A 24,155-nucleotide genomic window follows, 5' to 3' on the forward strand; every position below is an offset into this window, starting at 1 on the left:
GCAGGAGAATGCCACACAGAAAGACATGGCTTCAGCGATAGAGTTGGCAAATAAAGTAATAGAAAAAAATCCCAAAGAGACTGGTGCCGCCTACTATTATCTCGGTGAGATATATGCTCGCACAAATAGTGAAAAAGTCAGAGACTATGAAAAAGCCATGGATTGTTTGCAGAAGTCTCTTCATGCACTTGGACCCAAAAACAAATTAAGAAGCTTTGCACACTATAATATTGGTTTGTTATATTACCAAGGCAAAGGCATGGAACAGAATTACGATTCAGCTTTTGTGCATTTTGAGAAAGCACAGGAACTTAATAAATCACTTATTGCCGGATATGCTGAGATGATAGAATTCGGGTTAGGCACCAACAAAGACCCTGGTTATGCCTTAACCTGCTATGAAGAAGGCATCTCTGCAGGTGAAGATCTTTATGGAAAAGCTTATGGTTTGAGATATGTTATCCAACACATGATAAACAATGATCTCAATGAAGAAGCATATAAGAACTATCAGATGTACATTATAACATGTTCTGCTAAAGACGACGATAAAGGTTCTTTGAAATATCTGAAAGCATCTTCTGATGCCGGCTTTGTTCCTGCTATGTGCGACTACGCTGATTATCTGCGTCAAGGAGAATTGGTAGAAAAAAATCTGGAAGAGGCTGTCAGACTGTGTAAAGTGGCTTCAGATGCTGGCTACTTACCTGCAATGCACAATTATGTCAGTACATATAAACTTTTCGATAATTCTATTACATTAGAAGAAGAGTTCAAACTATACAAGAAATGTGCAGATTTAGGGTTCCCATTATCACAAACTACAGTAGGCGCTTATTATTACAATGGATGGGGCGTGAAAGCAAACATAGAAGAGGCTTACAAATGGAACTTTATTGCTGCAAAACAAGGTGAAAAACAAGCTAAAATAAATCTGCAAAACATCGGAGTTAATCTATCCAAGGAGCAACGAGACGCCTTGGAAGTTGAAGCCTTAAAATTGCCGACAAGCAATAAAGAGTCATCCAAACTACTGGCAGAATTATCAAGTATTCCTACATTCGGAAACGATAAGAGCAATGCCGGTGCACAGAAAAGCCAAACCTCTGCCGGTGGTGCGCTCAACGCATCGTTCTATCAAAGTCAATACAACAAATACAGCCGTAAGGCTGAACGGGAGTTGAAATCACCAGAACCGCGTGCCGACTATCTCGCTTCGTTGCAGAAAAACATGTCATCGTTGGCTGAACAAGCCCTTGCAAAGGGGTTCACCATTAATCGCAATACAGAACTTGAACAAGCGACTATAGATAAAAAATAGTTTTCTACCAATAACCAATTTATAAACATTTAAATTTTTACTATTATGAAGAAATTATTAGTTGTAGCAATTCTCGCACTATCTGCAGTAAGTGCTTTCGCACAGGTTGAAGAAGGTAAATCTTACCTGAAAGTATATGGTGGTTATACCAATACGACAAGTAATGCCAGTGATGCCAGTGCCAAATCAGGATTTGTGGGTGGTGCACTTCTCGAATATGCCCTGGGTGATAATGTATCACTCGGCTTTGGAGCTAACTATGCGAAGAAACAGATCAATTTCTGTGGCTCTGGCTACGATCTTGACGCAGAACTGAATTACATCACTGTTCCTATTATTGCGCGCTATTATATTGCTGGCGGCCTGTCTGTATACACCGGAGGAGAACTTAGCTATCTAGTATCTGATGATACAAAAGGTACTGGACAATTGATGAAACATAATAAGTTTAATGTCGGCATTCCTGTTGGTGTCGGCTTTGAGTTCAGTCACTTTGTTCTTGAGGCACAATATAGCGTCAGCGTGACTGGTTTCCGCAAAGACATGGACAGTAGTGATACCACCAATCCTAAACTTCATGGTTTCCAAGTGACTCTTGGCTACAAGTTCTCTCTATAGCCCAAAAGACCAAGCAATATCTAATAGATAAAAAGTTGCGCAAGACACGAAGCAAGAGTAGAAAACAATGAAAACATAACTTTTGCCCCTGTTGGCAATCCTTTTTATAGGATTTCTCTTGCGACAACAGCTATATTAAATGCAGTCGGAATGGCTGCATTTTTTATTTATACCAAAAGCTATACCATTACCTTTCTATAGATGTCGTCAGTTTTGTGTATCGGTTGCGTAGTTAACAAAGTTTGTATCGCAGATGTGACAGTATATTTGCCATCTTTTCCGTTACGTTAAAATGGTTTGTTCGGAATATCCATACCTTTGCACTTGGATATCAATCAACACTATTATAATATGGATAAGAAAGAAATGAGATTTTGCCAAAGCTGCGGTATGCCGCTGACAGACGAGATTCTTGGTACCAATGCCGATGGCAGCAAGAGTGAAGAGTTTTGCATCTACTGCTATAAAGACGGGGCATTTACCGGAAACTACACTATGGAAGAAATGGCAGATTATTGTTCAATGTTTGTAGATGAATACAACAAGAACATGGGAAAACAACTCACAAAGTGTGAATACAAGCAACAACTACTGCAGTGGTTTCCGAAACTCAAGCGATGGAGCATGCCACAGGATGCCATTCCACATGCCGACCATCCCATGAAACAGGTATATATCGACCACATCAATGCACTCGGCATTGACGAACTTCACGTGAACAATCTCTATGTCTTCATGGGGGCTATGGTCAACCAATTCTATACCGTCAATGGCAATACCACCAAACTTCTTAATGATGATGAGGCATATTGGGGAACTCAGATTCAGAAATCAAATGGTCGTTGCTATGGTGTTGCGTGTAATGAGAAGTATATTCTCGTGAGCGAATATAACAAAGATGGTACAGATGCCGAAGTTGTGACCTTAACCCGAATCGACCATGAAGTAGGAAAGAAATAGAATCTACATCGTTCTCGTGCGCGCGCATGCGTATGTATGCACGCGCTCGCGATGTCGAAAAAATCGACCACTCGACCACCACATAGCATAACTATCTGTAAATTACCCGTTTATAGTGGTGGTCGATTGTTCTCTGAGTGCTTTTTCGACCACCAATTGACCACCCATCGACCACCATGCGCTTATTGTTGTTAAGATGATGGCTGTTTAGACAGCGAAGTAAACTAATAGCGACAACACCTGTTCCTAATATTTGAAAGTACTTGTTTCTTATGTTAGAAAAGACCTGTTTACAACGTTGAAAAGACTTGTTTACAACGTTTGAAAACACCTTTATCAAACGTTGGATAACACCTTTGTCAAACGTTGGATAACACCTTTGTCAAACGTTGGATAACACCTTTGTCAAACGTTGGATAAAAACATTATCAAGGTTTGTTAGAACCCTGAAAATAATTTCTTTTCAATAATTTCAATATTTCGTCACAAGCATATAATAGTTAGCGACCATAAAACCTGATATACAAACTGGAGAAACGGATGCTTGTTTCTCCAGTTATCTTCGGTTATTTCATGCATCACAAACCATTATTCTGCAAACCTTTCCGCATCTTTTCGCCATATTCTTCCGACACATAATTGTAAATATCCCTACAACACTCTGCCGAGAAATCAAGAGCTGACGATACAAGAGCGTCCCATTGTGATTCGGTAAGCCCTTGGTCAATATGCTGGCGGGTAATGCCATTCTTGATGAGTCCGTAGATGAAACCTGCATTGAAATTGTCGCCGGCACCGATGGTGCTGACCGTTTCGGTGGGCAAAACGGGATATTGCTTGCTGAAACCACTATCACCACGCACCTCAACAGGATCTGCCGAACGGGTATAGATGAACTTTTTGGTATAGAAGGCTATCTGCGAACGATAAACGGTGTCGGCATCATGCTGGCGGAAGAGTATTTCGAAATCCTCCGAACTGCCACGAACAATATCTGCCATCTCTAAATTGTCGAGCAGATTGGGCGTCACCTTCATCACCTCGTTCTTATGAGAAGCACGGAAATTGACGTCATAATAAAGTATGGCGCCACGTTGGCGAGCATAGTCAAGGAAGGCATATACCTGGGGACGGATGACAGGATTGAGAGCAAAGAAACTGCCGAAAAGCACGATGTCATCGGCATTAACCTCAGGATAGACATAGTCTATGCGATCGTGGGGATGGTCTTTATAGAAAATATAGTCGGCATCGTTGTGGTCGTTGAGAAATGCCAACGACAATGGCGACTTTGATTCAGGATAGACATTGACGTAGGAAGCATCGATACCATTGCTTTCCATAAACTTAATGATATTTTGTCCGATACGGTCGTTGCCTGTCTCACTAATCATACTCGCCTTCACTCCCGAACGTCCGAGAGAGATGATGGCATTGAAAGTGCTACCACCAGGCAGTGCGCTGATGGGTTTCTCGTCGCGAAAGATGATGTCGAGCACCGTTTCGCCTATTCCTATTACTTTTCGCATAGCATTTGTGTGTTGTTGTTTCTATATAGCAGACAAAGTTAACGCAATTTTGCGTAAATACAAAAAGAAAAAAATATTTTTTATGAACGTTTTCATCGGAACCGAACTAGGTCGAGTTATGTCATGTCGTGAAAACAATGATGAAATCCAACCATTTTTTAATATCCTCCATCCATTTATGGCTTTTTCTCAATTATTAGCTGTAATTTTGCAAACGAAATATTGTTTTTTGAGATGAACAACTATCACACCTATACACTCAACAATGGTCTCCGAGTAATCCATCTGCCATCTGATTCGCCCGTTGTATATTGCGGAATCGGCGTGCGCGCGGGGTCCTGCCAGGAAGAAACGGGCAAAGAAGGCGTTGCCCACTTCTGCGAACACGTTACTTTCAAAGGCACTGCACGGCGCTCGGCACTACAGATTCTCAACACACTGGAGCGTGTGGGTGGCGACCTCAATGCCTTTACCAACAAGGAAGACACGGTGTTTTACGCTGCTATACTGCGCGACCACCTGCCCAAGGCGGTAGATTTATTGTGCGACATCGTATTCCACAGCACTTATCCTGATACTGAAGTGGGGCGCGAACTGGATGTGATATGCGACGAAATAGAGAGTTATAACGACTCGCCTGCCGAACTTATCTACGATGACTACGAGAACTTGCTGTTCTGCGGACACCCTTTGGGCCACAACATACTGGGCAGTCGCGACGTGGTGGCACACTTCACTGCCGACGATGCACGTCTGTTCACCAGAAAACACTATCGCCCTGACAATGCCATCTTCTTTGCCTACGGCGATATAGACTTTCAGAAGCTCATCAAACTGCTGGAACGCCACGCTGATGTCATAGACACAACGATGAAAAGCGACGAAAAAGCGCCCATTTCATCGGGCTCTACAGACCTGTCCGAAACTTATACCGACCCGGGAGAGCATACCCATATCGTGCAACGAAACACCCATCAGGCACACGTCATGCTGGGCTGTCGCACCTTCTGTTTCGATGACAAGCGACGTCTGCCACTCTATCTGCTCAACAACATATTGGGCGGACCGGGCATGAATGCACGCCTCAACCTGTCGCTGCGCGAGCGCAACGGACTGGTATATACCGTAGAAAGCAGTATGGCGAGCTATCACGACACAGGGGTGTGGTCGGTATATTTCGGTTGCGACCACCACGATGTGAAGCGCTGCCTGCGACTGGTTCACCACGAACTGGACCGACTGATGCAGCGTCCGCTCAGTCAACGACAACTGCACGATGCAAAGCAACAGTTGAAAGGACAGATTGCCATAGCCTGCGACAACCGCGAACAGTATGCACTCGACATTGCCAAATCGTATCTGCACTACGGCAAGGAGCGCGACATCGACTTGCTACTCCAGCAGATTGACGCCTTGACCGCCGACCAACTGCTCGATGTGGCACGCTATACGTTTGATTCTGAACGGTTGCAAACACTCATTTACGAATAGAGCCACACAGCGCGTTTCGCCAGAAACTACGGCAGAAACAGCCATCAGACAGTAAGAGGATGCTACGGAGCAAAAGCTCTATAGCATCCTCTTATACTTAGGATTGGCAGTTGCCAGTATGGTCTGGCTACTCGTTGATAACTTTCTGAATGGTGCCATCCTCATTGTAGAAGAGGCGTTGTACCTTCAGTGAACGCAACCATGTCTTATCGTTGCTGGGCACACAGTCGTGGTAGAAGAGATACCACTGACCCTTGAACTCTACGATAGAATGGTGAGTGGTCCATCCCACAACAGGATCGAGTATCACACCCTGATAGGTGAACGGTCCGTAAGGATTGTCGCCAATACCATAGCAGAGGTAGTGGGAGTCACCAGTAGAATATGAGAAATAGTACTTACCATTATACTTGTGCATCCACGATGCCTCGAAGAAACGGTGAGGATCGTCGGCCTTAAGGGGCTGTCCGTCTTTGTCAACCACAAGAACTGGGCGTGGTGCTTCAGCAAACTGCTTCACATCGTCGCTCATGCGAACCACACGACTGGGCAGTGCTGGTGTACCTTCCTGCAATACCAACGGAGTTTTTTTGTCGGGAGCCGGGCCCATCACAACGCCCTGCTCACCGGGAACGGGAGTTACGCCATTGTCGCCGTACCACTGAAGCTGTCCGCCCCAAAGTCCGCCAAAATAGCAATAAATCTGTCCGTCATCGTCTTTGAATACCGATGGGTCGATACTGAACGAGCCGCGGATGGGCTGTGGTTCCGGCACAAACGGTCCTTCGGGACAATCAGCCACTGCCACACCAAGATGGAACACGCCATTATAATCTTTTGCAGAGAATATCAGATAGTATTTGCCATCCTTCTCAACCACGTCGTTGTCCCACATCTGCTTCTCTGCCCATGCCACTTGCTCTACATCGAGCACGACGCCATGGTCAGTAGCCTCATCGTTTTCCACATCGTTGAACGACAATACGTGGTAGTCTTTCATTTGGAAATGACCGCCATCATCATCGAAAGCCTCACCGCTCTCCCTATCGTGTGAGGGATAGACGTATAGCTTACCGTTGAACACATTGGCTGAAGGGTCAGCCATATAATCTTTCGGAAATAGGTAACGGGGTAGTTTTGCCATAATAGTCAGTTGTTTTATTAGTTATGTTATTTCTTTGTTTTCTTCTTGCCTTTGGTCTTTGCTGCTGCTTTACAGCAGTCACCACCTTCAGGGCGCACCACATTGATGATGGCTTGGATCTCCGGTTTGGGTTGGTTCTGACGGTCAAAGAGTGTGGCATAATCGGTGCGACCCTTGATGGGGAAGTCGTTTCGCCACGAACAAGCATCGTTCAGACACCAGAAATTGACTCTCAGAATATCGTCGCGATGACGCACCAACATCTGGAAAAAACGAGTCCAGAAGTCTTCCACCTCTTTCGTCTTCGCTGCAGGGAGACCATCTTTATAGGGATCCATCTCTGGACGGTAGGCAAACATATCGGAGATATTGGCGCCAGCAAAGCCAAACGGATTGGGCAACACCGACAGATCGAGCTCTGAGAAGAAGGTCTTTACGCCCAAACTGGTAATGGTCTTGATGGAATGTTCGTATTCCTCTACATAGTTGTTATCATCGAGTATGAGGTGCCCCTGCATGCCGATGGCGGTAATGGGCAGTCCTTTGCGGATGAGTGGAGCGAAGTATCGAGCTACACCTTCCACCTTTGTCGCCCTATTCATCGAGAAATCGTTGTAGTAAAGTTGGGCTGTTGGGTCTGCCTCGTGGGCATATTGGAATGCCAGAGGTATGTAGTCTTCACCCAGAATCTGATAGAAGAGGCTCTTGCGAAGTGTTCCGTCATCCTCAAATCCCTCATTGACCACATCCCAGGCTTCGATTCTTCCTTTGAAATGACTGACGATAGTGGTGATATGCTCGCGCATGCGTTTCTTCAAAACCTCAGGCGAAACGAGGTTCCCTTGTTCGTCATAATGGAACCACGGGGCACATTGCGAGTGCCAAATCAAGCAATGGCCCAGCACTTTCAGTCCTGCTGCACGTGCCTTATCTACAAATTGATCGGCAAGCGTAAAGTCATAGACACCCTCTTGGGGGTGGATAACTTCGCATTTCATGCAATTTTCAGCCACTACATAATTGAAATTACGGACGATAACATCCCAATCTATAGTCTGATCGGTATCGATTCCGCCGGTAATAGTCTGATCTGCCAGACTCTTTGAGTTGGCTTTCACCTGCCACTGGTTAACACTTACGCCAGTATTCCAATAGTCACGGTAGGCGTCTTTCAAGGTGATTTGCTGCGCAAAAGCAGCGGTTGCCACGACTGTGGCTGTTGTCAGGAGTGCTGTTCTTAGATGTTTCATTGATGCTTTAAGCGTAGTTTTACGGTGCAAAGATAACACTTTTCTGCTTCACTTTCATTTGATGGTGTCACACAATACCACATCATTTGTTTCATTTCGGGATAAACCCATGTTTTTTTTCGTTTTCATCGCTTTTTTTATATAAGTTTGCAAGAGAAAAAACAAAAAACTATAAGACAAATGAAACGAAGACTTTCCACTACTCTCCTTACACTCTTGTGCATCGCCATGAGCGGTACAGCACAAGTGCGACTGCCACAACTCTTTCAAAATGGTATGGTGGTGCAACGCAACAAACCCACCGTAATATGGGGCGATGCCCAACCCGGACAGCAGATAGGCATCAGGCTGCACAAGCAGAAAACGATGGTAACGGCTGATGCCGACGGACATTTTCGTGCCACTCTTGCACCACAGAAGGCTGGCGGACCTTACCAACTGACCATTGGCACTACGGTTATCAATGATGTGATGATTGGCGACGTGTGGTTGTGCGCTGGACAATCGAACATGGATGTCACTATTGAGCGCGTATATCCACAGTATCCCGATGAAATCGACCATTATGAGAACTCCAAGATACGCTATTTCCGCGTACAAACAGATAAGGACACCCATGCTCCGAAAGCCGATGTGCTACCCACAAGTTGGAAACCATTGACACAAGCCAACGTCAAGGGTTTCTCCGCCATCAGTTATTTCCTTGCCAAAAGGATGTTTGAACAAACCGGTGTGGCACAAGGAGTGATCTGCAACTCCTTAGGTGGAACACCCGTCGAGGCTTGGATTTCTGCCGATTCACTACTGTCTGAATTTCCCATAATGGTACAGAAAACCATGCTGTACGATAATCCGGAGATGGTTGCAGCACAGGACAAAGCCAACAATATGGCAAACAATCGATGGTCTGAACTGCTTGACAAGAGCGACAAAGGCATGGCTGAAGGATGGAACAGCGAGGCTTATAACGATAAAGACTGGCGCACCGTGAACCAATACAGCACGCTGACACAAGGCTACCATGGCAACTATAGGGGGGCGCTGTGGCTCCGCCAACACCTCAACATCGACAGCAAGCATGCCGGAAAAGCAGCGCGACTGTTGGTGGGAACCCTCTTCGACATGGATTACACCTTTGTAAATGGTCGCGAGGTGGGACGCACCTATTATCAATATCCGCCACGCCGCTACCAGATTCCTACCGGTTTGCTCCACAAAGGTGACAACGTACTGTCCATACGCTTCATCAGCAAATACGGAATACCCCATTTCATCCACGAAAAACCCTATATGCTCATCTTTGAAGATGGCGACACCCTGCGTCTCAGCGAACAATGGAAAGTGCAGGAAGGAGCATTGATGACAACCTGTCCAAGTGGCGGTACATCCATACAAAACTTGCCTTCGGTGCTTTACAATGCTATGCTCTACCCCTTGGCACCTTATACTATTAATGGTGTGGTGTGGTATCAAGGTGAATCGAATACCGGTGCCAACGATGGATGGGTGGAAGACAATGGCCCTGCCGTATATGGAAAACTGCTGAAAAAGATGATGGGCAACTGGCGCGCACTGTGGAACAACGAACAACTGCCGTTCTGCATCGTGCAATTGGCAAACTTCATGGCGCCCAGCGAACAGCCTCAGCCTCGCTCGGCATGGGCACGACTGCGTGAAGCACAGCGTCTGGTAGCCATCAACGACCCGTTTGCCGAACTGGCAGTAGCCATCGATATGGGTGAAACGGTAGATATCCATCCGTTGCGCAAAAAGGAGGTTGCTGATCGTGTAGGCGCTTGCATGGATCATTTAGTATATGGCAAGAAGGCATGGCTGTCGCCACAACCCGTGAAAGCAACAGCCAACGAGCGCCAAGTAACCGTCAGCTTCAACCAACCCATGCTGTCGGGCGAACAGCCAGAGTTTGAAGTTTGCGACGCTTCAGGCCGTTTTGTCAACGCCAAAGCCACATGCGATGGCACCACAGTCACAATCGAGAGTCCTGTTGCCAACCCTGTCCGCGTGCGTTATGCCTTTAAGGACAACCCATTGAAAGCACGCTTACAATCGGCAAAAGCCGTTCCTGCCAGTCCGTTTGAAATAGCTATCGAACACTAATATTCTTCATTTTTAGCCGATTCCATCGGCATTATATCAATTCGTCAGCCTCATCTGTGATTCCTCAGATGGGGCTGATAGTTGTTTATACAATATGGTGATAGGATGTAGCAAGGACTATTATCACTATCAACAATACCGATTGCTGTTTATATATAATATGGTGTCGCTTTACCACAGAAGGCAGTTCGGTAGATTACAAAAAATAAATAGCGCCTATAAACACTACGGGTCGCATGCCTATGCACACGACCCGTAGTCTATTTCATTAAGCGTGGGCATAAAACCACACGCCACACAGCCTATCAATCTATAGCATCGGCAGTCTCACGCTTTTCAATTTCCATGTTAATCTCATCGATTACATCGTCGGTCAACTCATAACGAGAGATGATAAACATAGCCAAAACCAACAGAACAGCAGGTATCACACATACCAACCAGAGGATTCCTTCCTCGGCAAATGGTGTCTGTTCGACGCTCTTTGGATTATAAGCTACGTAAGCCAAGATAGCAGGAGCAACCACACTGCCGAGTGTCATACCAGCTTTGAAGAATATTCCAGTCAGGGCGTTGACAATACCGGCAATACGCTTTCCGCTCTTGTATTCACCATAAGAGATTACCTCTGGCACCAGTGCCCACATATAACCAGTGGCAACGATAACACCAGTAGATTTCACAAACTGAGCCACATAAACAAGTGTCATGCTTGGTGCATCCATCTTTGCCACAATATAGAGGAAGGCCATACCGATAATGGCAATGCTGAGGAATACATAGAACATATTCTTCTTGCCAATAGCTCTTTTAATCATTGGTACCAATGGCATGAAGATGAATGAAGGCGCCGAACCAAGTCCCATGAATATGGAGAGCTGCTCGGAAGTGCCGTGCATATTGCAGTTCATGAAATAAGCACCGGCAGCATTACCAATACTCATCATAGCAAAGGCTGTGATGAAGAAGAAGGCTATGATACGCAATGGACGGTTATGGAAAAACTCCATCCAAAGGTCGCTGACCTTCACATTGGCACTCTCTTCTGCATTCATTACCACACGTTCCTTACACTGTGTGAAGCAGAACAGCAGCAGCAACAGACCCACCAAAGCATAGATTGTCATCGTGGTAAACCATGCGCCAGGATCTTTAGGCAGTCCTTCCACCTGCTCATCGGTAAAGTAAGCAATGAGCAGTGGCAGACCTGAGCCTACTGCCAGACCACCACAGTTTGCCATAAACATACGCACTGAGGTGAGAATGGTTATCTCGTTGGTGTCGCGGGTCAGTGAAGAGTTGAGCGCACCATAGGGCACATTGATGAAAGTATAGAGCAATGTCATGGCAATGTACGTCACGTAGGCATAGAGCAACGACGGTGCAAAGCCGTTCCAGAAACACAGAATGGCAAAACCCGATAGTGGTATGCCGACATAAACCAGGTATGCCCTGTATTTACCCAATGTAGGATTGTGCTTGTCGATGAGTGCCCCAACAATAGGGTCCCATATCACATTAGCCACATTTCCCACCGTAAACATGACCGATACATCGACAGCATCGAGTCCGTAGATATCGGTGTAGAAGAATAGCAGATACATGCAGGTAGTCTGGAAAATCAGATTCTGAGCTAAATCGCCGGAACCGAAACCGATTCGCTGCAACCACGAAAGCTTATAGAAGCCTTTCGTTTCATTTTGAGATTCAAATTGTGCCATTATTACTTTATAGTTTTATTGTTTTCAAATACAGTTGGCTTAGTTGCTTGCAAAATTAAAAAATTTGTGGCTGATTACCATTCACAGATGTTACAAATATATTGTACTTTGTTTCATCCATGCCTTACAAAGGCAAAAAAGCTGTTGAAATGGGCTTTATAGCGTGTTATAAACCCATGAGAACAATAAGGAAAATACTAAAGGCGCTATTACTTAACAGATGTTAATATAAAACATTTTTTAACTAAGAAAAATAGAAAGTGAACTTATTGTGCACAAACTACAAGTAATTTTGCCACCGAAAAACATTATTCACTATAATCTTTTATACTATGAACTACAATTACAGAACCCCGCTAAACCCTGCTTCGAGCGAGCAGCAGTTGATGATCAAACAACAAAGAAGAATGGCACGTACGAAACTGGCACAAGATTTTTGCCAACTACTAAACAGTCCGAACAGTCCTAACCTGCATTGGAACAGTACCATCAGCGATCTCATGGAGGTGGTACTCCTGGTGTTCCAAGAAGGAAACATCGTCAACAAGACCGGATGTCCCTGCTCGTTTAGAGATATGGCAACCGAGATTTGCAACAAACTGCATGTCAAACAGCCCCGCTATGCCCGACGGTGTGCTAACCAGGCCACGCAGCGCAAAGGTGTCAGACAGTGTTCGTTTCTGGACCGCTACCTGTTTACAATGACCAACAACAACGGTGATTCACTACTCAACCAGTATGTGGGACGATGATTACACGGGGCGGGAAATGCCTGCCCAACAATTTTCAATTAACCCAAAAACACACTCTTATCATAACAACCGAATAATTTTTAATATCATGAAAAACACCAAACAAATCCAGTTGAGCGAACATTTCTCGCTCAGAGAGATGACTGCATCGGGCACTGCCATGCAGTTGAACATTGACAACACGCCCGACGAGGCACAAACCGAATGTCTGCGCAACCTATGTCAACAGGTGCTCGAACCGCTGCGAAAGCGCTTTGGAGTCATCAGAGTGACCAGCGGATTCCGCAGCAAACGGTTGAACAACGCGGTTGGCGGTGTGATTTGCTCGCAACACCTGTTGGGTGAGGCAGCCGACCTACACATCAGCAACAGGGAAGTGGGGCGAAAGATGTATGATTACATCCGCAACAACCTGGATTTCGACCAGCTATTGTTCGAACACCGAATGGCAAACGGATGTATTTGGCTACACGTCAGCTACACCAAACGCCATCCCAACCGCCACGATGCACGCCCTGTCTATCTCTAAGCGCCTACTGGCAGAGGGCCTACGAACTATCAATATGCTCGAAAGGCAGTATGCCAGAATCGTATGTCAGCACTGCTGGACACTTGTCTCCCACCCTTTTATATAAATAAGGTGTGGGGGGCTTGGCAAAAAACGAGGTATCCTGTGGGGGATAAGACAATTTGCTTTCGCCTCTAAAAAACATTAACTTTGCACCTGCAATCCGGATGCAACGAGATTATCAACAACATGTCTAACTCAAAAACACCATGAAAACAATGAAAAAGAATTGGCAAACCATCATCAAAGCAATTATCGCAGTACTCAGCGCACTACTTGGCGCACTCGGCACCTCAGCCATGTATAACAGCTGATGAACACCTACAAAGGAAGAGGGAAGTCCGTTATGGACTTCCCTTTTTTATTATTTTGATTTCAATATCACCAATACGCTTTGGCAATATCGCTCGCGTCGATTGGCAATATCGCTCGTGTCGATTGGCAATATCGCTCGCGTCGATTGGCAATATCGATTGCGTCGATTGGCAATATCGATTGTGTTATTCAGCAGCGGCAGGTTTTTCGTCGTTTTTCTGCAGTTCGCGATAGATCACAGCATTGAGCGAAACGGCAGCACAGAGTCCTACAATGACAGCGATATGACCTCTTTGTCGCTCATGTCCATTGGACTTCCGGTTTCCCATCCGTTTTGGAGTGATGCTGAAGCCCCACTGACACAGGAAAAGGCAGGGAACGGCAAGCCCTTCCCCAAGGATCACTTGTGGAAAGACGATATAGTGACCAAGGACAAATTTTAAGTCCGTAATAAGTAAGAGAATAGGCATAAAAAATCTCCCGCCCAATCCGGACGGGAGATTTTTATGTTGCTTAGCAATGAAATTAATTCATAGCGAAGAAGATGTCGCTGTTGGCAATGAGGCGAGCCTTGTTTACACCTTCCTGATTGAGGGTAAAGCTTTCGGTTTCACCGTTGATATTTGCCATGATAGTGCCATCACCGTTGAAGCGGAAGATTTCCTTCACAACGCCGTCCTGCTCCATTGACCAAGAGTCAGTTTTCTGGTCGTGGATGAAGCGTGTAACTTCTCCGGTAGGCGCTTTGACCTCATATCCGTTTTTCAGCGTAGTCACAGCATAGTAGCGACCATCCTGTCCCATCACCTGCTTCGTCTTTCCAACATCAGCCAAGGGATTTGATCCTGTCCAGAACTCGATAGAGTTGAGCACCAAAGAGTCAGCAAACAGACACAAGCCGCCCACGATAGGAGTGAGGATGAAGCCAACGATAGCGTTGACATACTTATTGTTTGTCATCTGAGTCTCCCACTTAGCAAACTTGTTGAAGAGACTGAAAGAACCGATACACGAACTGGTTGCGAGGCAACCGATGAGCAGCCATGCTGCTACTTTCACATTGAGTTTTCTCATAGTCGTGGTGTTTAAGTTAATAATATAATGATTATAGATAATATACAGATTCTGGACCCATGCAGAAGAGCAGGTCGAGGATGGAGAGGTTGGACTGAAATCCGTGTCGCCACTCAAACACTTGCCAGTAGCGCCGAGGTTGGAAATCGGCATCGGGCAAAGGATGTTTGGCATGGATGACCTGTCTGAAATCGTCGTAGGATCCATCGCCGACAGCCGTTAGTGCCGTTTTGTCGTGGGCAGTATCGGCAGGCAGATATGCCGTGGAGTATTCCACGGCGGGACTGATGTCAATCAGCTGGCATACAGTCTGTCTGATTTCCTCGTTGAAATCAATAAGATAGTCGATTCGCCGCTCATAGAATGGGCGGATATCATCGGCATAATATTCAAAGAATGGACTCTCGCTATAGGCGCTCTGAAGGGCATTCCAGTGTGTGCGGCGCCACTGGTTGTGGTCGCTGATGCGCAGGTCTTTCACCTCGTGTCCGTCCGCCAACCGTTCTACGGGCACTGTGAGAGCCTGCAATCCGTTGGCCGTAGCGATGATACAGCGGTTGCGGTAGGTTTGTTTCTGATAGGAGTCGTGTTGCTCAATGATGGTGCGGTCGTATCGGTGGAGCTTCTGATACCACTGTATAGGACCGAAATAGGCTGTTTGCAATACTGCCGTTTTTACCATATTGCACTCCTTTCTGGACTATAACCCTCGAAGATATTCTTGGTATCGTCGTGACTGTAGAGTATGCCAGCCACCCTTCCGATGATGTTGCGCTCGCTGATGAATCCCAAATGGCGTGAATCTACGGGGTTGTCATCGGCAATAGCTTCGAGCCAATAGTAGTCGAAGGCGCTGCATGTGATGCGTCCGGGGACTATCAGCGGTCCGTTGGTGGTGTGGATGGTATCGCCAGGAATGGCGGTACAGCGTGCCACACAGATGCCTTTGACAGAGTCGCCTGGCATGTCGAATGCCACGATATCGCCGCGTCTGACGCCTTCGCGCAGCAGTCGGCTGTAGGGCAACAGTCGTCCGCCATCTATGCGCAAGCCATAACTCCATCGGCTGACGATGAGTCTGTCGCCGTTGATGAATACCGGTGCGAGTGCTCGTCCGTCCACGGTATATAGCGTGAAGGCTAAAGCGCGAAATGCCAGCATCAGCAGGAATGCCGATGCAAGAGCTATCACGAACTTCAGCCAATTAGCCATTATATACTATTTAATGTTATCAACAAAGCGGAACAATCTGCTCCAGCGTATGCCGCCGAAACCGTTTCTATCGGGATCGCTGCTCCACCAGATGAAGATGGGCTTGCCCACGATATGGTCTTCGGGCACAAATCCCCAGTATCTTGAGTCGAGCGAGTTATGGCGGTTGTCGCCCATCATCCAGTAGTAGTCGAGCTTGAAGGTATAGCTTGTTGCCACCTTACCGTTGATGATGATTTTCCCGTCAGCCACTTCGAGGGTATTTCCTTCGTAGGTACGTATGCAACGCTCGTAGATGGGCAGGTTGTCGAGTGTCAGTTGGATGGATTGTCCCTTAGCGGGTATCCATACCGGACCATAGTTGTCGCGAGTCCAGTGGGTATTGCCGTTGAGTGGGTAGATGTCGAGTGTGCTGTTGTCATCAGATATTTTGATGCTCTCCACCAGATCTTTTCTCTTGGCAAGTGTGCTGACGGCGCGTTTTGTCAAAGGCATATATCCTGCCGTATTGAGCGACATGAGGTCTTCCATGGTAATACCTAAGTCTTCCATGAGTTCTTCGGGCAGGTTTTGCTTAAGCTTCAGATTGTAGGCATACTGCACATTGTCGGGCTCTTTGTTGGCTTTGCCGTCGAGATAGACAATGCGGTTTTTGATTTGCAGGGTCTTTCCGGGCAGTCCTACGCAGCGCTTCACATAGTTTTCGCGGCGGTCGGCTGGTCGGGTAATGATTTCTCCGTATTCAGCCTGATTGCGCTCCACTTCCTGTCTGCCTGCCTGATAGATGAAGTCGAAATACATGCGGCGCTGCATGGCAGAGAGGGAGTCGGGATTTGGACGCTGCGGATATATCTGGTATCCCAACTGATAACAGAGTTGATAGAAATCGTGGGCTTGATACTGTGGTGCGGCACACAGGGTGTCGCCGGCAGGATAGTTGAACACCACGATATCGTTGAGTTTCACTTTTCCAAAACCTTTGGCTCGACGGTAGTCCCAGTGTGGCCATTCGATATAGCTCTTACACTCGAAGATGGGCAGTGTATGCTGTGTGAGTGGAAGTGTGAGTGGTGTTTCTGGAATGCGTGGTCCGTAGCTCATCTTCGAAACGAAGAGGTAGTCGCCCGTCAGCAGTGATTTCTCAAGTGAACTTGATGGAATGACATAGTTCTGAAAGAAGAACAGGTTGATGAAATATACTGCCACGAGTGCAAACACCAGTGCATCGATCCACGACATGATGAACTTGACGGGGCCTTCAGCGTCTTTCCACCACTGCCAACGTATCTTCTTGGTGATATAGATATCGTAGATGAATGGTACGACGATGAGTCCGAGCCATGATTTCAACCATACGAGAAACAAGAGATAGAGGATGATGACAATGGCAAACTTAGTCCATTGCACCTTCATATTGAGTTTTTCCTTTTCTTTCTTCTCCATGATTTAGAATTTAAACATGTCTGATATGGTGAGCAGTCCCTGATGGTCTTTGGTGTATTCGGCAGCAAGCACGGCACCAAGTGCGAAGCCTTTGCGGCTATGGGCATCGTGGGTGATGGTGATAATGTCGGCATCCGAGTCGTAGCGCACGGTGTGTATGCCTGCCACCTCGCCGCGACGGATATGATCCACACGCAGCATTTTGGGGTCGGTGGTCTCTTCTGCCCATGCTTCCTTGCGGTCGATGCGCTCCACGATCTCGTCGGCAAGTGTGATGGCTGTACCGCTGGGATGGTCGAGCTTATGCACGTGGTGGGTTTCTTCCATCTCCACATCATACTGTGGGAACTGGTTCATGATCTTTGCGAGATAGCGGTTGACAGCCGAGAAGATGGCTACACCGATGGAGAAATTGGATGCCCAGAAGAGTGTCTGACCTTCTTCGCAGCACATGCGACGCACATCATCGCCATGGTCTTTCATCCATCCGGTCGAACCGCTTACCACTTTAACACCGTGACTAAATGCTTTGAGATAGTTGCCATAGGCTGCCTGTGGTGCGGTGAACTCAATGGCGACATCTGCCGACTGGAATTGGGGTGAATCAAAATCTTGCTGATTGTCAATATCGATAATGCTCACAATCTCGTGGCCACGCTCGCGGGCTATCTGTTCTATCATCTTGCCCATCTTGCCGTAGCCTATCAATGCTATTTTCATCTTTCGTTTCTTGTTTTATATTTTACTATTGTTTGCTGTATTCTTTATTAGTATGCTATGCAAAGGTAAACAATTTATGCCACAATACGTTGGTTTGCAACAGAAAATAACATTTCAAGGGGCATTTAGCTACCATTTGACATCTTTTCAGACTCCTGCAACAGCTTTCAACATATCGTCGTGGACAAGTCTGTTAGTGGCTACAACATCGTTGCCCTCAGTGAAATCGGTGCTACCGGCATAGTTGCTGACTCGTCCACCTGCCTCATTGACGATGATGGCACCTGCCATATAGTCCCACTGACCGATATACTTCTCCATATAGCCATCGAGGCATCCCTGTGCCACCAGACATAGTGCTATGGCGGCAGATCCTATCATGCGGATGCTTGCCACCCGGCCATAGAAGGTGTCGATGAGATGTTTCGCCACGGGATTGTAGGCTTCGTTGTTGTAGGGCAATTGCAGACAGAGCAGCGCATCATCGAGGTGACGGTCACTGACATGTATACGGTTGCCGTTCATCCATGCTCCCCCGCCCTTCCAGGCATAGTAGCAAGAGGCTGTGGGCACATCGCACACCACGCCAAGGAGTATCTCTTTTCCGCTTATCAGTGCGATACTCACGGCATAAGGAGGATAGGCGTGTATGAAATTGGTTGTTCCGTCCAGTGGGTCAACCACCCAACAGTAGTCTTCTCCTTGATAGGTTGCCGATTTCTCTTCAGTGATGAAACCTGCGTCGGGCAATAGTTGTCGCAGTTGGGCAACGATTTTTTCTTCCGACTGCTTATCCACATACGACACATAATCGTGTGCTTGTTTGTGTTCCACGCAGTTTTGATTGAAGTTGCGACGTTCGTTGCGAATGTATTCTGCCACTCTTCTTGCCACGGCACAAACATCTATGGTAAGCAACTCTAAATTTATCATACTCATAATGGTTGTTATTTCCTTGTCGCAAAGGTACGATTAAGTAAGCAAAACACAAAGGAAAAAACTGTTTTTCTTGTATTTCACCCATCACAAGCAACATTGTTGCAGCAAAAAAGCCAGAGCCATACAACTAAAAACCGTATGGCTTGGCTCTAACTAATGATATTATCCTGATGTCACGCAAATATGACTTGGCACGGTCAAATATCTTGTCATGATGGTGTGTGCCTATTGTGTTGGTTTGCAAATTAAATTGATTTACTCAGCAAATCAATTGAGTTTACTCAGCAAATCAATTGAATTTACTCAGCAAATCAATTGAATTTGCAGAGAGAGGAAACTTTCACACAACTGCCAACAAGCCTCAACAGACTATCTATCAACAATGTATATCAAACACAAAGCGTACTCCTGAATCCTCGTTGCGACAGGCTGTAATGGTGCCGCCATGCATGATAACAGCATTCTTTACAATGGCAAGGCCCAGTCCGGTGCCTCCCATCTTGCGGCTACGACCTTTATCCACACGATAGAAACGCTCGAAAATGCGCATGAGATGCTCCTGCGGAATACCTACGCCATTGTCGGAGAAACAGAAATGCCAATAGTCGCCGGTCTGACGGGCGGTCAGCGTGATGGTGGTGCCATCGCCGGCATAGGCAATGGCATTGTCGGTGAGATTGCGGAAGATGCTGTAGAGCAGCGAAGCATTGCCTCGCACGATGAGTGGCGATGGCAGTTGATTGACAAATGTCATGCGGCGCCCAGACAACTGGAGGGCTGTTTCCTGCTGAATGTGACTGACGGTTTCGTAAATGTCAACGGGTTCGAACTCGTAGGCGATGGTTCCGGAATCGAGTCGGTGAAGCGTTGAGATGTCTTGAAGAATGGCTGTCAGACGCTGCGTCTGTGCAAAACTGCGCTCCAAGAACAGTTGGCGATTCTCCTCGGTCATCTTGGTATCGGTCAGAATGGTCTCGATATAGCCTTGAATACTTGCCACTGGGGTTTTCAATTCGTGGGCTGCATTCTGTATGAGTTCGTGTTTCAGCCGGTTTTGCTCCTCTTTGGTGTATTGCAAACGACGGTAGATTTTGATGATGCGCTCGGCTATCTCACCCAGTTCGTCGCCGGGAAACTCTGCCAAGTCCTCTACGTCAAGACTCTCATTGGCGGCTGCTCGCTGGGCAAAGATGCGCAGTTGGTTGATGTTGCGATCGAGACGCTTGCCGAAACGGAACAGCAGAAACGACAGCAATGCCACAATGACAAGGGCCACCCAAATGTAGCGTTGCTCGGCTTTGAGTGCTTCGGTCAGGGTGTGGTTGTAGGGCAATGCCGAACGCACAATATAGTGTTGCTTGGGAAAATAAGATGCTGAATAGAAGTATTCCTTGCCCGTACTGGCACTGCGGCGGTCTATGTCGAAACCGTTGCCCTGTGTCAATGCCTCTTGCACCTCTTTGCGCTGCAGGTGGTTGCCCATGTCGCCATAGTCTTTGCGCGTGTTGTCATAGAGCACATAACCTTGCTCGCTAATCAGCGTGAGTCGCAAACCAGGCATGTGGTGGCGGCGCTCAAAACTGGCAATAGCGGGTTCGGAGTGATCGCCTGCAGCTGTTAGCGACTGACAGAGTTGCTCGTTGTAGTCTTGCAACTGTGTGTTGAGGCGCTCTATCTTAAATTCTTTCTCACGGTGATGCTGGAAAAGGATGAACACCACAGCAAAAATGCAGAATACAGATATGATCTGCAAGGAAAACTTATTGCCTATCGACATGATGATAAAGGGTTTTCGTTGTTTTTCGGCACTAATACCGAAGAAGAGGTGATGATGGAATTGATATGTTCTGTGCGTTGGTATCTGATGACCGAACGGTGTCAAACAGTCATTGTCTGACACCGAACGGATACTTTCAGATTAGGGATTGAAGTAATAGCCGTAGCCCAAACGCGTGCTGATGCACGGGGCATAGCGACCTATCTTCTTGCGCATTCGGGTGATGTTTACATCGACGGTGCGGTCGAGCACCATCACATCGCTGGGCCAAACATGGTCGATGAGTTCCTGACGAGAGAACACACGACCCTTATGCTCCAACAACAGGCGCAACAACTCAAATTCGGTCTTGGTAAATGCCACTTCCTCGCCATCTACCGAAACGGTCTTGGTGTTGAGATTGAGCACCAGGTGATCGTAACGCAGCGTTTCGGGCGATACCTGCGTGCTGTGTGTGCTACGGTTGAGCACTGCCTTTACACGTGCCAACACCTCCATAATGCGGAAGGGTTTGGCTATGTAATCGTCGGCACCAAGGCCAAAGCCGTGGAGCATGTCCTGCTCGGTATCCTTGGCTGTAAGGAAGATGATGGGGATATGAGCTGTCTTTTCCTCGGTTTTGAGGCGGCGTGCCAAGTCAAATCCCGACATGCCTCCCATCATCACATCGAGCAACATGAGGTCGAAAGCTGCCAACGGCAACTCCAATGCCTCTTCGGCAGAATTGGCCTCGGTCACCTCATAACCATCGTTACGGAGGTTATAAGCAAGTATCTCGCAGAGGTTTTGCTCGTCATCTACTACGAGTATCTTATAGGTCTTATTATCTTCTTTCATCGTTGCAAATATAGTGATTTTTTGCGTATGTTGCTACGTTTCATGATTAAAAATCAACCAAAACCTCTTCTTCATCGGGTTTTAGCAGTTTTTTGCCTGCACGCAACTGGTGACGCATGATGCTCAGAAGCTCCTGACTCTCCTGGAGGATGTTCAAATAGATGAGCGATACGTTGTATTCGGCACTGTTGGCAGAGCGCTGCATGCGGTCGATATGGCGCTTACGATAGACTGACAGCGTGTTTTTGCAACTGTCGGCTTCGAGCATCGTCTCGCGGTAACGGTCGAAACGGCGGGTGTCGAGCATCTGGGCGGTGGTCTTCATCAAGTCGTTGATGCGCTGGCGCATGGGTTCAAACTCGTCGCGGTAGCTCTGTGGCAGCGGAGTGAAATTGTTGTCAACATGCTCCTTAGCGGGATCGAGCATACGTTTCAGACAGTAGATATACTGCTGGTTGCTGTTGAATCCAAGGTGAAACCAGGTATTGCGCTCAAGAGAAATCTGGGCTGGAGAACGGCGCAAGGCTAAAAATTCACGGCGGCGTATCTTGGCCAACTCATCCAATTTATCGTTTAGCGCGCGATGTACGCGACGAAGACCACGAAGATTCTGGTCGGAGAAACTCTCCACAATATCGTTATACTGGTCGAGGGCAAACTCGCAGGTGCCGCTCTGTGTGCGACTCACATGTTTGCAAAGCACATCCCAAACAATCTCTGGATCGCGACTGCGCATCATCAACTTGAACGAAGCATCTTCGGGACTCGCCTTCTTGGCCTTGCGGGCATACTGGATATTGCTGCGAATAAGCAGGAAAACGGCGAGTGCCATGAAGGCAAACATGGCGATGAAACCTCCAAAATAGATGGTCAGGCAGACTAAAGCACAGGTGGCGAAGGCTACACCGGCGGTGACAAACCATCCACCAATCACACTCAGCACACCGGTCACACGGAACACAGCACTCTCGCGACTCCAAGCGCGGTCGGCAAGACTGGTACCCATGGCTACCATGAAAGTGACATAGGTAGTAGAGAGGGGCAACTTGAAGTTGGTTCCGATAACAATCAGTACTGAAGCCAATACCAAGTTGACGGCAGCACGAACCATATCGAAGGCGGCACCGTCTTTCAAAACGACTTCTTCCTTGTTGAAACGGCTGTCAATGCGCTGCATCATGCCCTTGGGCAAATAGCGCACAAGAAACTGACCGCACTCCTGTGTGGCGCGAACGATACTGCGAGCGGCGCGAGAAGTACCAAACATTTCGTCGCTCTCGTCCTGACGACTCAAATCGACAGAGGTCTTTACTACATTCTGTGCCTTCTTAGAAGTGGCCATGGCAAAAATCATAATACCACCGGCTATCATCAGATAAAGGAACGGAGACTTGGCGGATTCCATCAAGGAACCCATCATAAACGTATCAACATTGCCAGCACCGTGGCTTACCCAATCTTGATAGGATGACAAACCGGCAAGAGGAACACCAATAAAGTTGACGAGGTCGTTGCCGGCAAATGCCATGGCGAGGGCGAAAGTGCCCATCAACACAACCAAGCGGAACACGCTGACACGCATCAGCAACAACAGATAGGATAATAAAGTGGCGGCGGCAAAGACAGCGCCCAGCAACATCGTGGTATTGGCATCTATCCACACTTTGGCATCAGTTGCAAACACAGGCGACTTTGACAAGCCCTTGATAAACACAAAGTAGGCAAGAATGGCAAACGAGATACCTCCAAATACCGACTCGGCTACCTTGTGATTCTTGGTGCGGAACGTGAAGATGATACGCGATAGCCATTGTACCAATACACCACAAACAAAGGCTATGGCTACACTGACAAAGATGGCAACAATGACCGATAGGGCTTTGTCGCTATTGAGAAGGTCGGAAAGTGCCAAAGTGGGATCGCCTGCCATCTTCACAAGTGCCAGAATGAAGGTACCACCTAACAGATCAAATACCAAAGATACGGTGGTTGAGGTGGGAAGGCCTAAGGTGTTGAACACGTCGAGAATGATGACATCGGTCACCATCACGGCAAGAAACACCACCATCACCTCATGAAACGAATAGTTGACAGGGTGCATGATGCCATGACGGGCAACATCCATCATGCCTGCCGACATCATAGCGCCTACAGCAACACCAACGGATGCTACTATCAATACGGTACGAAAGCGAGCTGCCTTGGCGCCAATGGCAGACTGCAGAAAGTTTACGGCGTCGTTGCTGACTCCGACGAAAAGGTCGAATACTGCCAGTATCAGCAGGAATGCGACAATTACGATGTAAATTGTTTCCATCTTTTATTTGATATATTTTGTTGGTTTCTGCCGCAAAATTACGTCACAG

At 47.1% G+C, this 24,155-nt stretch carries 21 protein-coding genes and 1 pseudogene; 8 read left to right on the forward strand and 14 right to left on the reverse strand.

Annotation, left to right across the window (positions count from 1 at the left end; translation table 11 throughout):
• The first annotated feature begins 43 nt into the window (after positions 1 to 43).
• The 3 genes and pseudogenes from CIK90_RS05445 to CIK90_RS14420 form a co-directional block, all read left to right on the forward strand.
• Positions 44 to 1,321, forward strand: a complete 1,278-nt coding sequence (locus CIK90_RS05445) for an SEL1-like repeat protein (protein WP_158216035.1) — start codon at positions 44 to 46, stop codon at positions 1,319 to 1,321.
• A 45-nt stretch (positions 1,322 to 1,366) separates the two neighbouring features.
• Complete coding sequence (locus tag CIK90_RS05450) at positions 1,367 to 1,939, forward strand: porin family protein (protein ID WP_094464539.1); 573 nt, start codon at positions 1,367 to 1,369, stop codon at positions 1,937 to 1,939.
• A 351-nt stretch (positions 1,940 to 2,290) separates the two neighbouring features.
• Positions 2,291 to 2,560: pseudogene (locus tag CIK90_RS14420) on the forward strand (zinc ribbon domain-containing protein); the annotation flags it as partial.
• A 917-nt stretch (positions 2,561 to 3,477) separates the two neighbouring features.
• Here CIK90_RS14420 and CIK90_RS05460 read toward each other — a convergent pair.
• A complete protein-coding gene (locus CIK90_RS05460; RefSeq protein ID WP_094391535.1) occupies positions 3,478 to 4,428 on the reverse strand; it encodes a carbohydrate kinase in 951 nt (316 codons plus the stop codon).
• A 234-nt stretch (positions 4,429 to 4,662) separates the two neighbouring features.
• Between CIK90_RS05460 and CIK90_RS05465 the strand changes: the two genes are divergently transcribed.
• Positions 4,663 to 5,919, forward strand: coding sequence for a pitrilysin family protein (locus tag CIK90_RS05465; RefSeq protein ID WP_094464540.1), 1,257 nt, complete (start codon positions 4,663 to 4,665; stop codon positions 5,917 to 5,919).
• 127 nt (positions 5,920 to 6,046) lie between these two features.
• Here CIK90_RS05465 and CIK90_RS05470 read toward each other — a convergent pair whose 3' ends face one another.
• On the reverse strand, positions 6,047 to 7,063 hold the full coding sequence (locus tag CIK90_RS05470; protein WP_094391537.1) for a glycoside hydrolase family 43 protein: 1,017 nt from the start codon (positions 7,061 to 7,063) through the stop codon (positions 6,047 to 6,049).
• Positions 7,064 to 7,089: 26 nt separating this feature from the next.
• Complete coding sequence (locus CIK90_RS05475) at positions 7,090 to 8,313, reverse strand: endo-1,4-beta-xylanase (RefSeq protein ID WP_094464541.1); 1,224 nt, start codon at positions 8,311 to 8,313, stop codon at positions 7,090 to 7,092.
• Positions 8,314 to 8,493: 180 nt separating this feature from the next.
• Between CIK90_RS05475 and CIK90_RS05480 the strand changes: the two genes are divergently transcribed.
• Complete coding sequence (locus tag CIK90_RS05480) at positions 8,494 to 10,431, forward strand: sialate O-acetylesterase (RefSeq protein ID WP_094464542.1); 1,938 nt, start codon at positions 8,494 to 8,496, stop codon at positions 10,429 to 10,431.
• Positions 10,432 to 10,736: 305 nt separating this feature from the next.
• Here the strand turns inward: CIK90_RS05480 and CIK90_RS05485 are convergent, their stop codons facing one another.
• Positions 10,737 to 12,152: an MFS transporter gene (locus CIK90_RS05485; RefSeq protein ID WP_094464543.1), complete on the reverse strand. Its 1,416-nt coding sequence runs from the start codon at positions 12,150 to 12,152 to the stop codon at positions 10,737 to 10,739.
• A 332-nt stretch (positions 12,153 to 12,484) separates the two neighbouring features.
• Between CIK90_RS05485 and CIK90_RS05490 the strand changes: the two genes are divergently transcribed.
• The 3 genes from CIK90_RS05490 to CIK90_RS14150 all read left to right on the forward strand — a co-directional run bounded on the left by CIK90_RS05490 (position 12,485) and on the right by CIK90_RS14150 (position 13,786).
• Positions 12,485 to 12,904 carry a hypothetical protein gene (locus tag CIK90_RS05490; RefSeq protein ID WP_094447419.1) on the forward strand — a complete coding sequence of 140 codons (420 nt, stop codon included), beginning with the start codon at positions 12,485 to 12,487 and terminating at the stop codon, positions 12,902 to 12,904.
• A gap of 88 nt (positions 12,905 to 12,992) precedes the next feature.
• The gene (locus CIK90_RS05495; RefSeq protein WP_094391542.1) at positions 12,993 to 13,433 is read left to right on the forward strand and encodes a D-Ala-D-Ala carboxypeptidase family metallohydrolase; all 441 of its coding nucleotides are present in this window, start codon (positions 12,993 to 12,995) and stop codon (positions 13,431 to 13,433) included.
• A 257-nt stretch (positions 13,434 to 13,690) separates the two neighbouring features.
• Positions 13,691 to 13,786 (forward strand): smalltalk protein, encoded by a 96-nt coding sequence (locus tag CIK90_RS14150; RefSeq protein WP_158214640.1) that lies wholly within the window; start codon positions 13,691 to 13,693, stop codon positions 13,784 to 13,786.
• Between the two features lie 186 nt (positions 13,787 to 13,972).
• Here CIK90_RS14150 and CIK90_RS14155 read toward each other — a convergent pair whose 3' ends face one another.
• From CIK90_RS14155 to CIK90_RS05540, 10 genes are all read right to left on the reverse strand, one after another.
• Complete coding sequence (locus CIK90_RS14155) at positions 13,973 to 14,257, reverse strand: hypothetical protein (RefSeq protein WP_158216036.1); 285 nt, start codon at positions 14,255 to 14,257, stop codon at positions 13,973 to 13,975.
• Between the two features lie 55 nt (positions 14,258 to 14,312).
• Positions 14,313 to 14,861, reverse strand: coding sequence for a DUF3332 domain-containing protein (locus CIK90_RS05500; protein ID WP_094391543.1), 549 nt, complete (start codon positions 14,859 to 14,861; stop codon positions 14,313 to 14,315).
• 31 nt (positions 14,862 to 14,892) lie between these two features.
• Positions 14,893 to 15,543 (reverse strand): WbqC family protein, encoded by a 651-nt coding sequence (locus CIK90_RS05505; RefSeq protein ID WP_094464544.1) that lies wholly within the window; start codon positions 15,541 to 15,543, stop codon positions 14,893 to 14,895.
• Positions 15,537 to 16,073 (reverse strand): signal peptidase I, encoded by a 537-nt coding sequence (lepB, locus tag CIK90_RS05510; protein ID WP_094391545.1) that lies wholly within the window; start codon positions 16,071 to 16,073, stop codon positions 15,537 to 15,539. The genes CIK90_RS05505 and lepB (CIK90_RS05510) overlap by 7 nt, the downstream gene beginning before the upstream one ends.
• A 6-nt stretch (positions 16,074 to 16,079) precedes the next feature.
• On the reverse strand, positions 16,080 to 17,516 hold the full coding sequence (lepB, locus tag CIK90_RS05515) for a signal peptidase I (RefSeq protein ID WP_094464545.1): 1,437 nt from the start codon (positions 17,514 to 17,516) through the stop codon (positions 16,080 to 16,082).
• A 3-nt stretch (positions 17,517 to 17,519) separates the two neighbouring features.
• The gene (dapB, locus tag CIK90_RS05520; RefSeq protein WP_094391547.1) at positions 17,520 to 18,236 is read right to left on the reverse strand and encodes a 4-hydroxy-tetrahydrodipicolinate reductase; all 717 of its coding nucleotides are present in this window, start codon (positions 18,234 to 18,236) and stop codon (positions 17,520 to 17,522) included.
• 147 nt (positions 18,237 to 18,383) lie between these two features.
• Complete coding sequence (locus tag CIK90_RS05525; protein ID WP_094464546.1) at positions 18,384 to 19,169, reverse strand: inositol monophosphatase family protein; 786 nt, start codon at positions 19,167 to 19,169, stop codon at positions 18,384 to 18,386.
• Positions 19,170 to 19,551: 382 nt separating this feature from the next.
• The gene (locus CIK90_RS05530; protein ID WP_254046287.1) at positions 19,552 to 21,075 is read right to left on the reverse strand and encodes a cell wall metabolism sensor histidine kinase WalK; all 1,524 of its coding nucleotides are present in this window, start codon (positions 21,073 to 21,075) and stop codon (positions 19,552 to 19,554) included.
• Between the two features lie 18 nt (positions 21,076 to 21,093).
• Positions 21,094 to 21,789 carry a response regulator transcription factor gene (locus CIK90_RS05535; protein WP_094440099.1) on the reverse strand — a complete coding sequence of 232 codons (696 nt, stop codon included), beginning with the start codon at positions 21,787 to 21,789 and terminating at the stop codon, positions 21,094 to 21,096.
• Between the two features lie 46 nt (positions 21,790 to 21,835).
• Entirely contained in the window at positions 21,836 to 24,106 is a 2,271-nt protein-coding gene (locus tag CIK90_RS05540) for an inorganic phosphate transporter (protein WP_094464548.1), read from the reverse strand.
• Positions 24,107 to 24,155: the final 49 nt, after the last annotated feature.

This window comes from Prevotella sp. P5-126 (assembly GCF_002251185.1).
In the GTDB taxonomy this organism is placed as follows: domain Bacteria; phylum Bacteroidota; class Bacteroidia; order Bacteroidales; family Bacteroidaceae; genus Prevotella.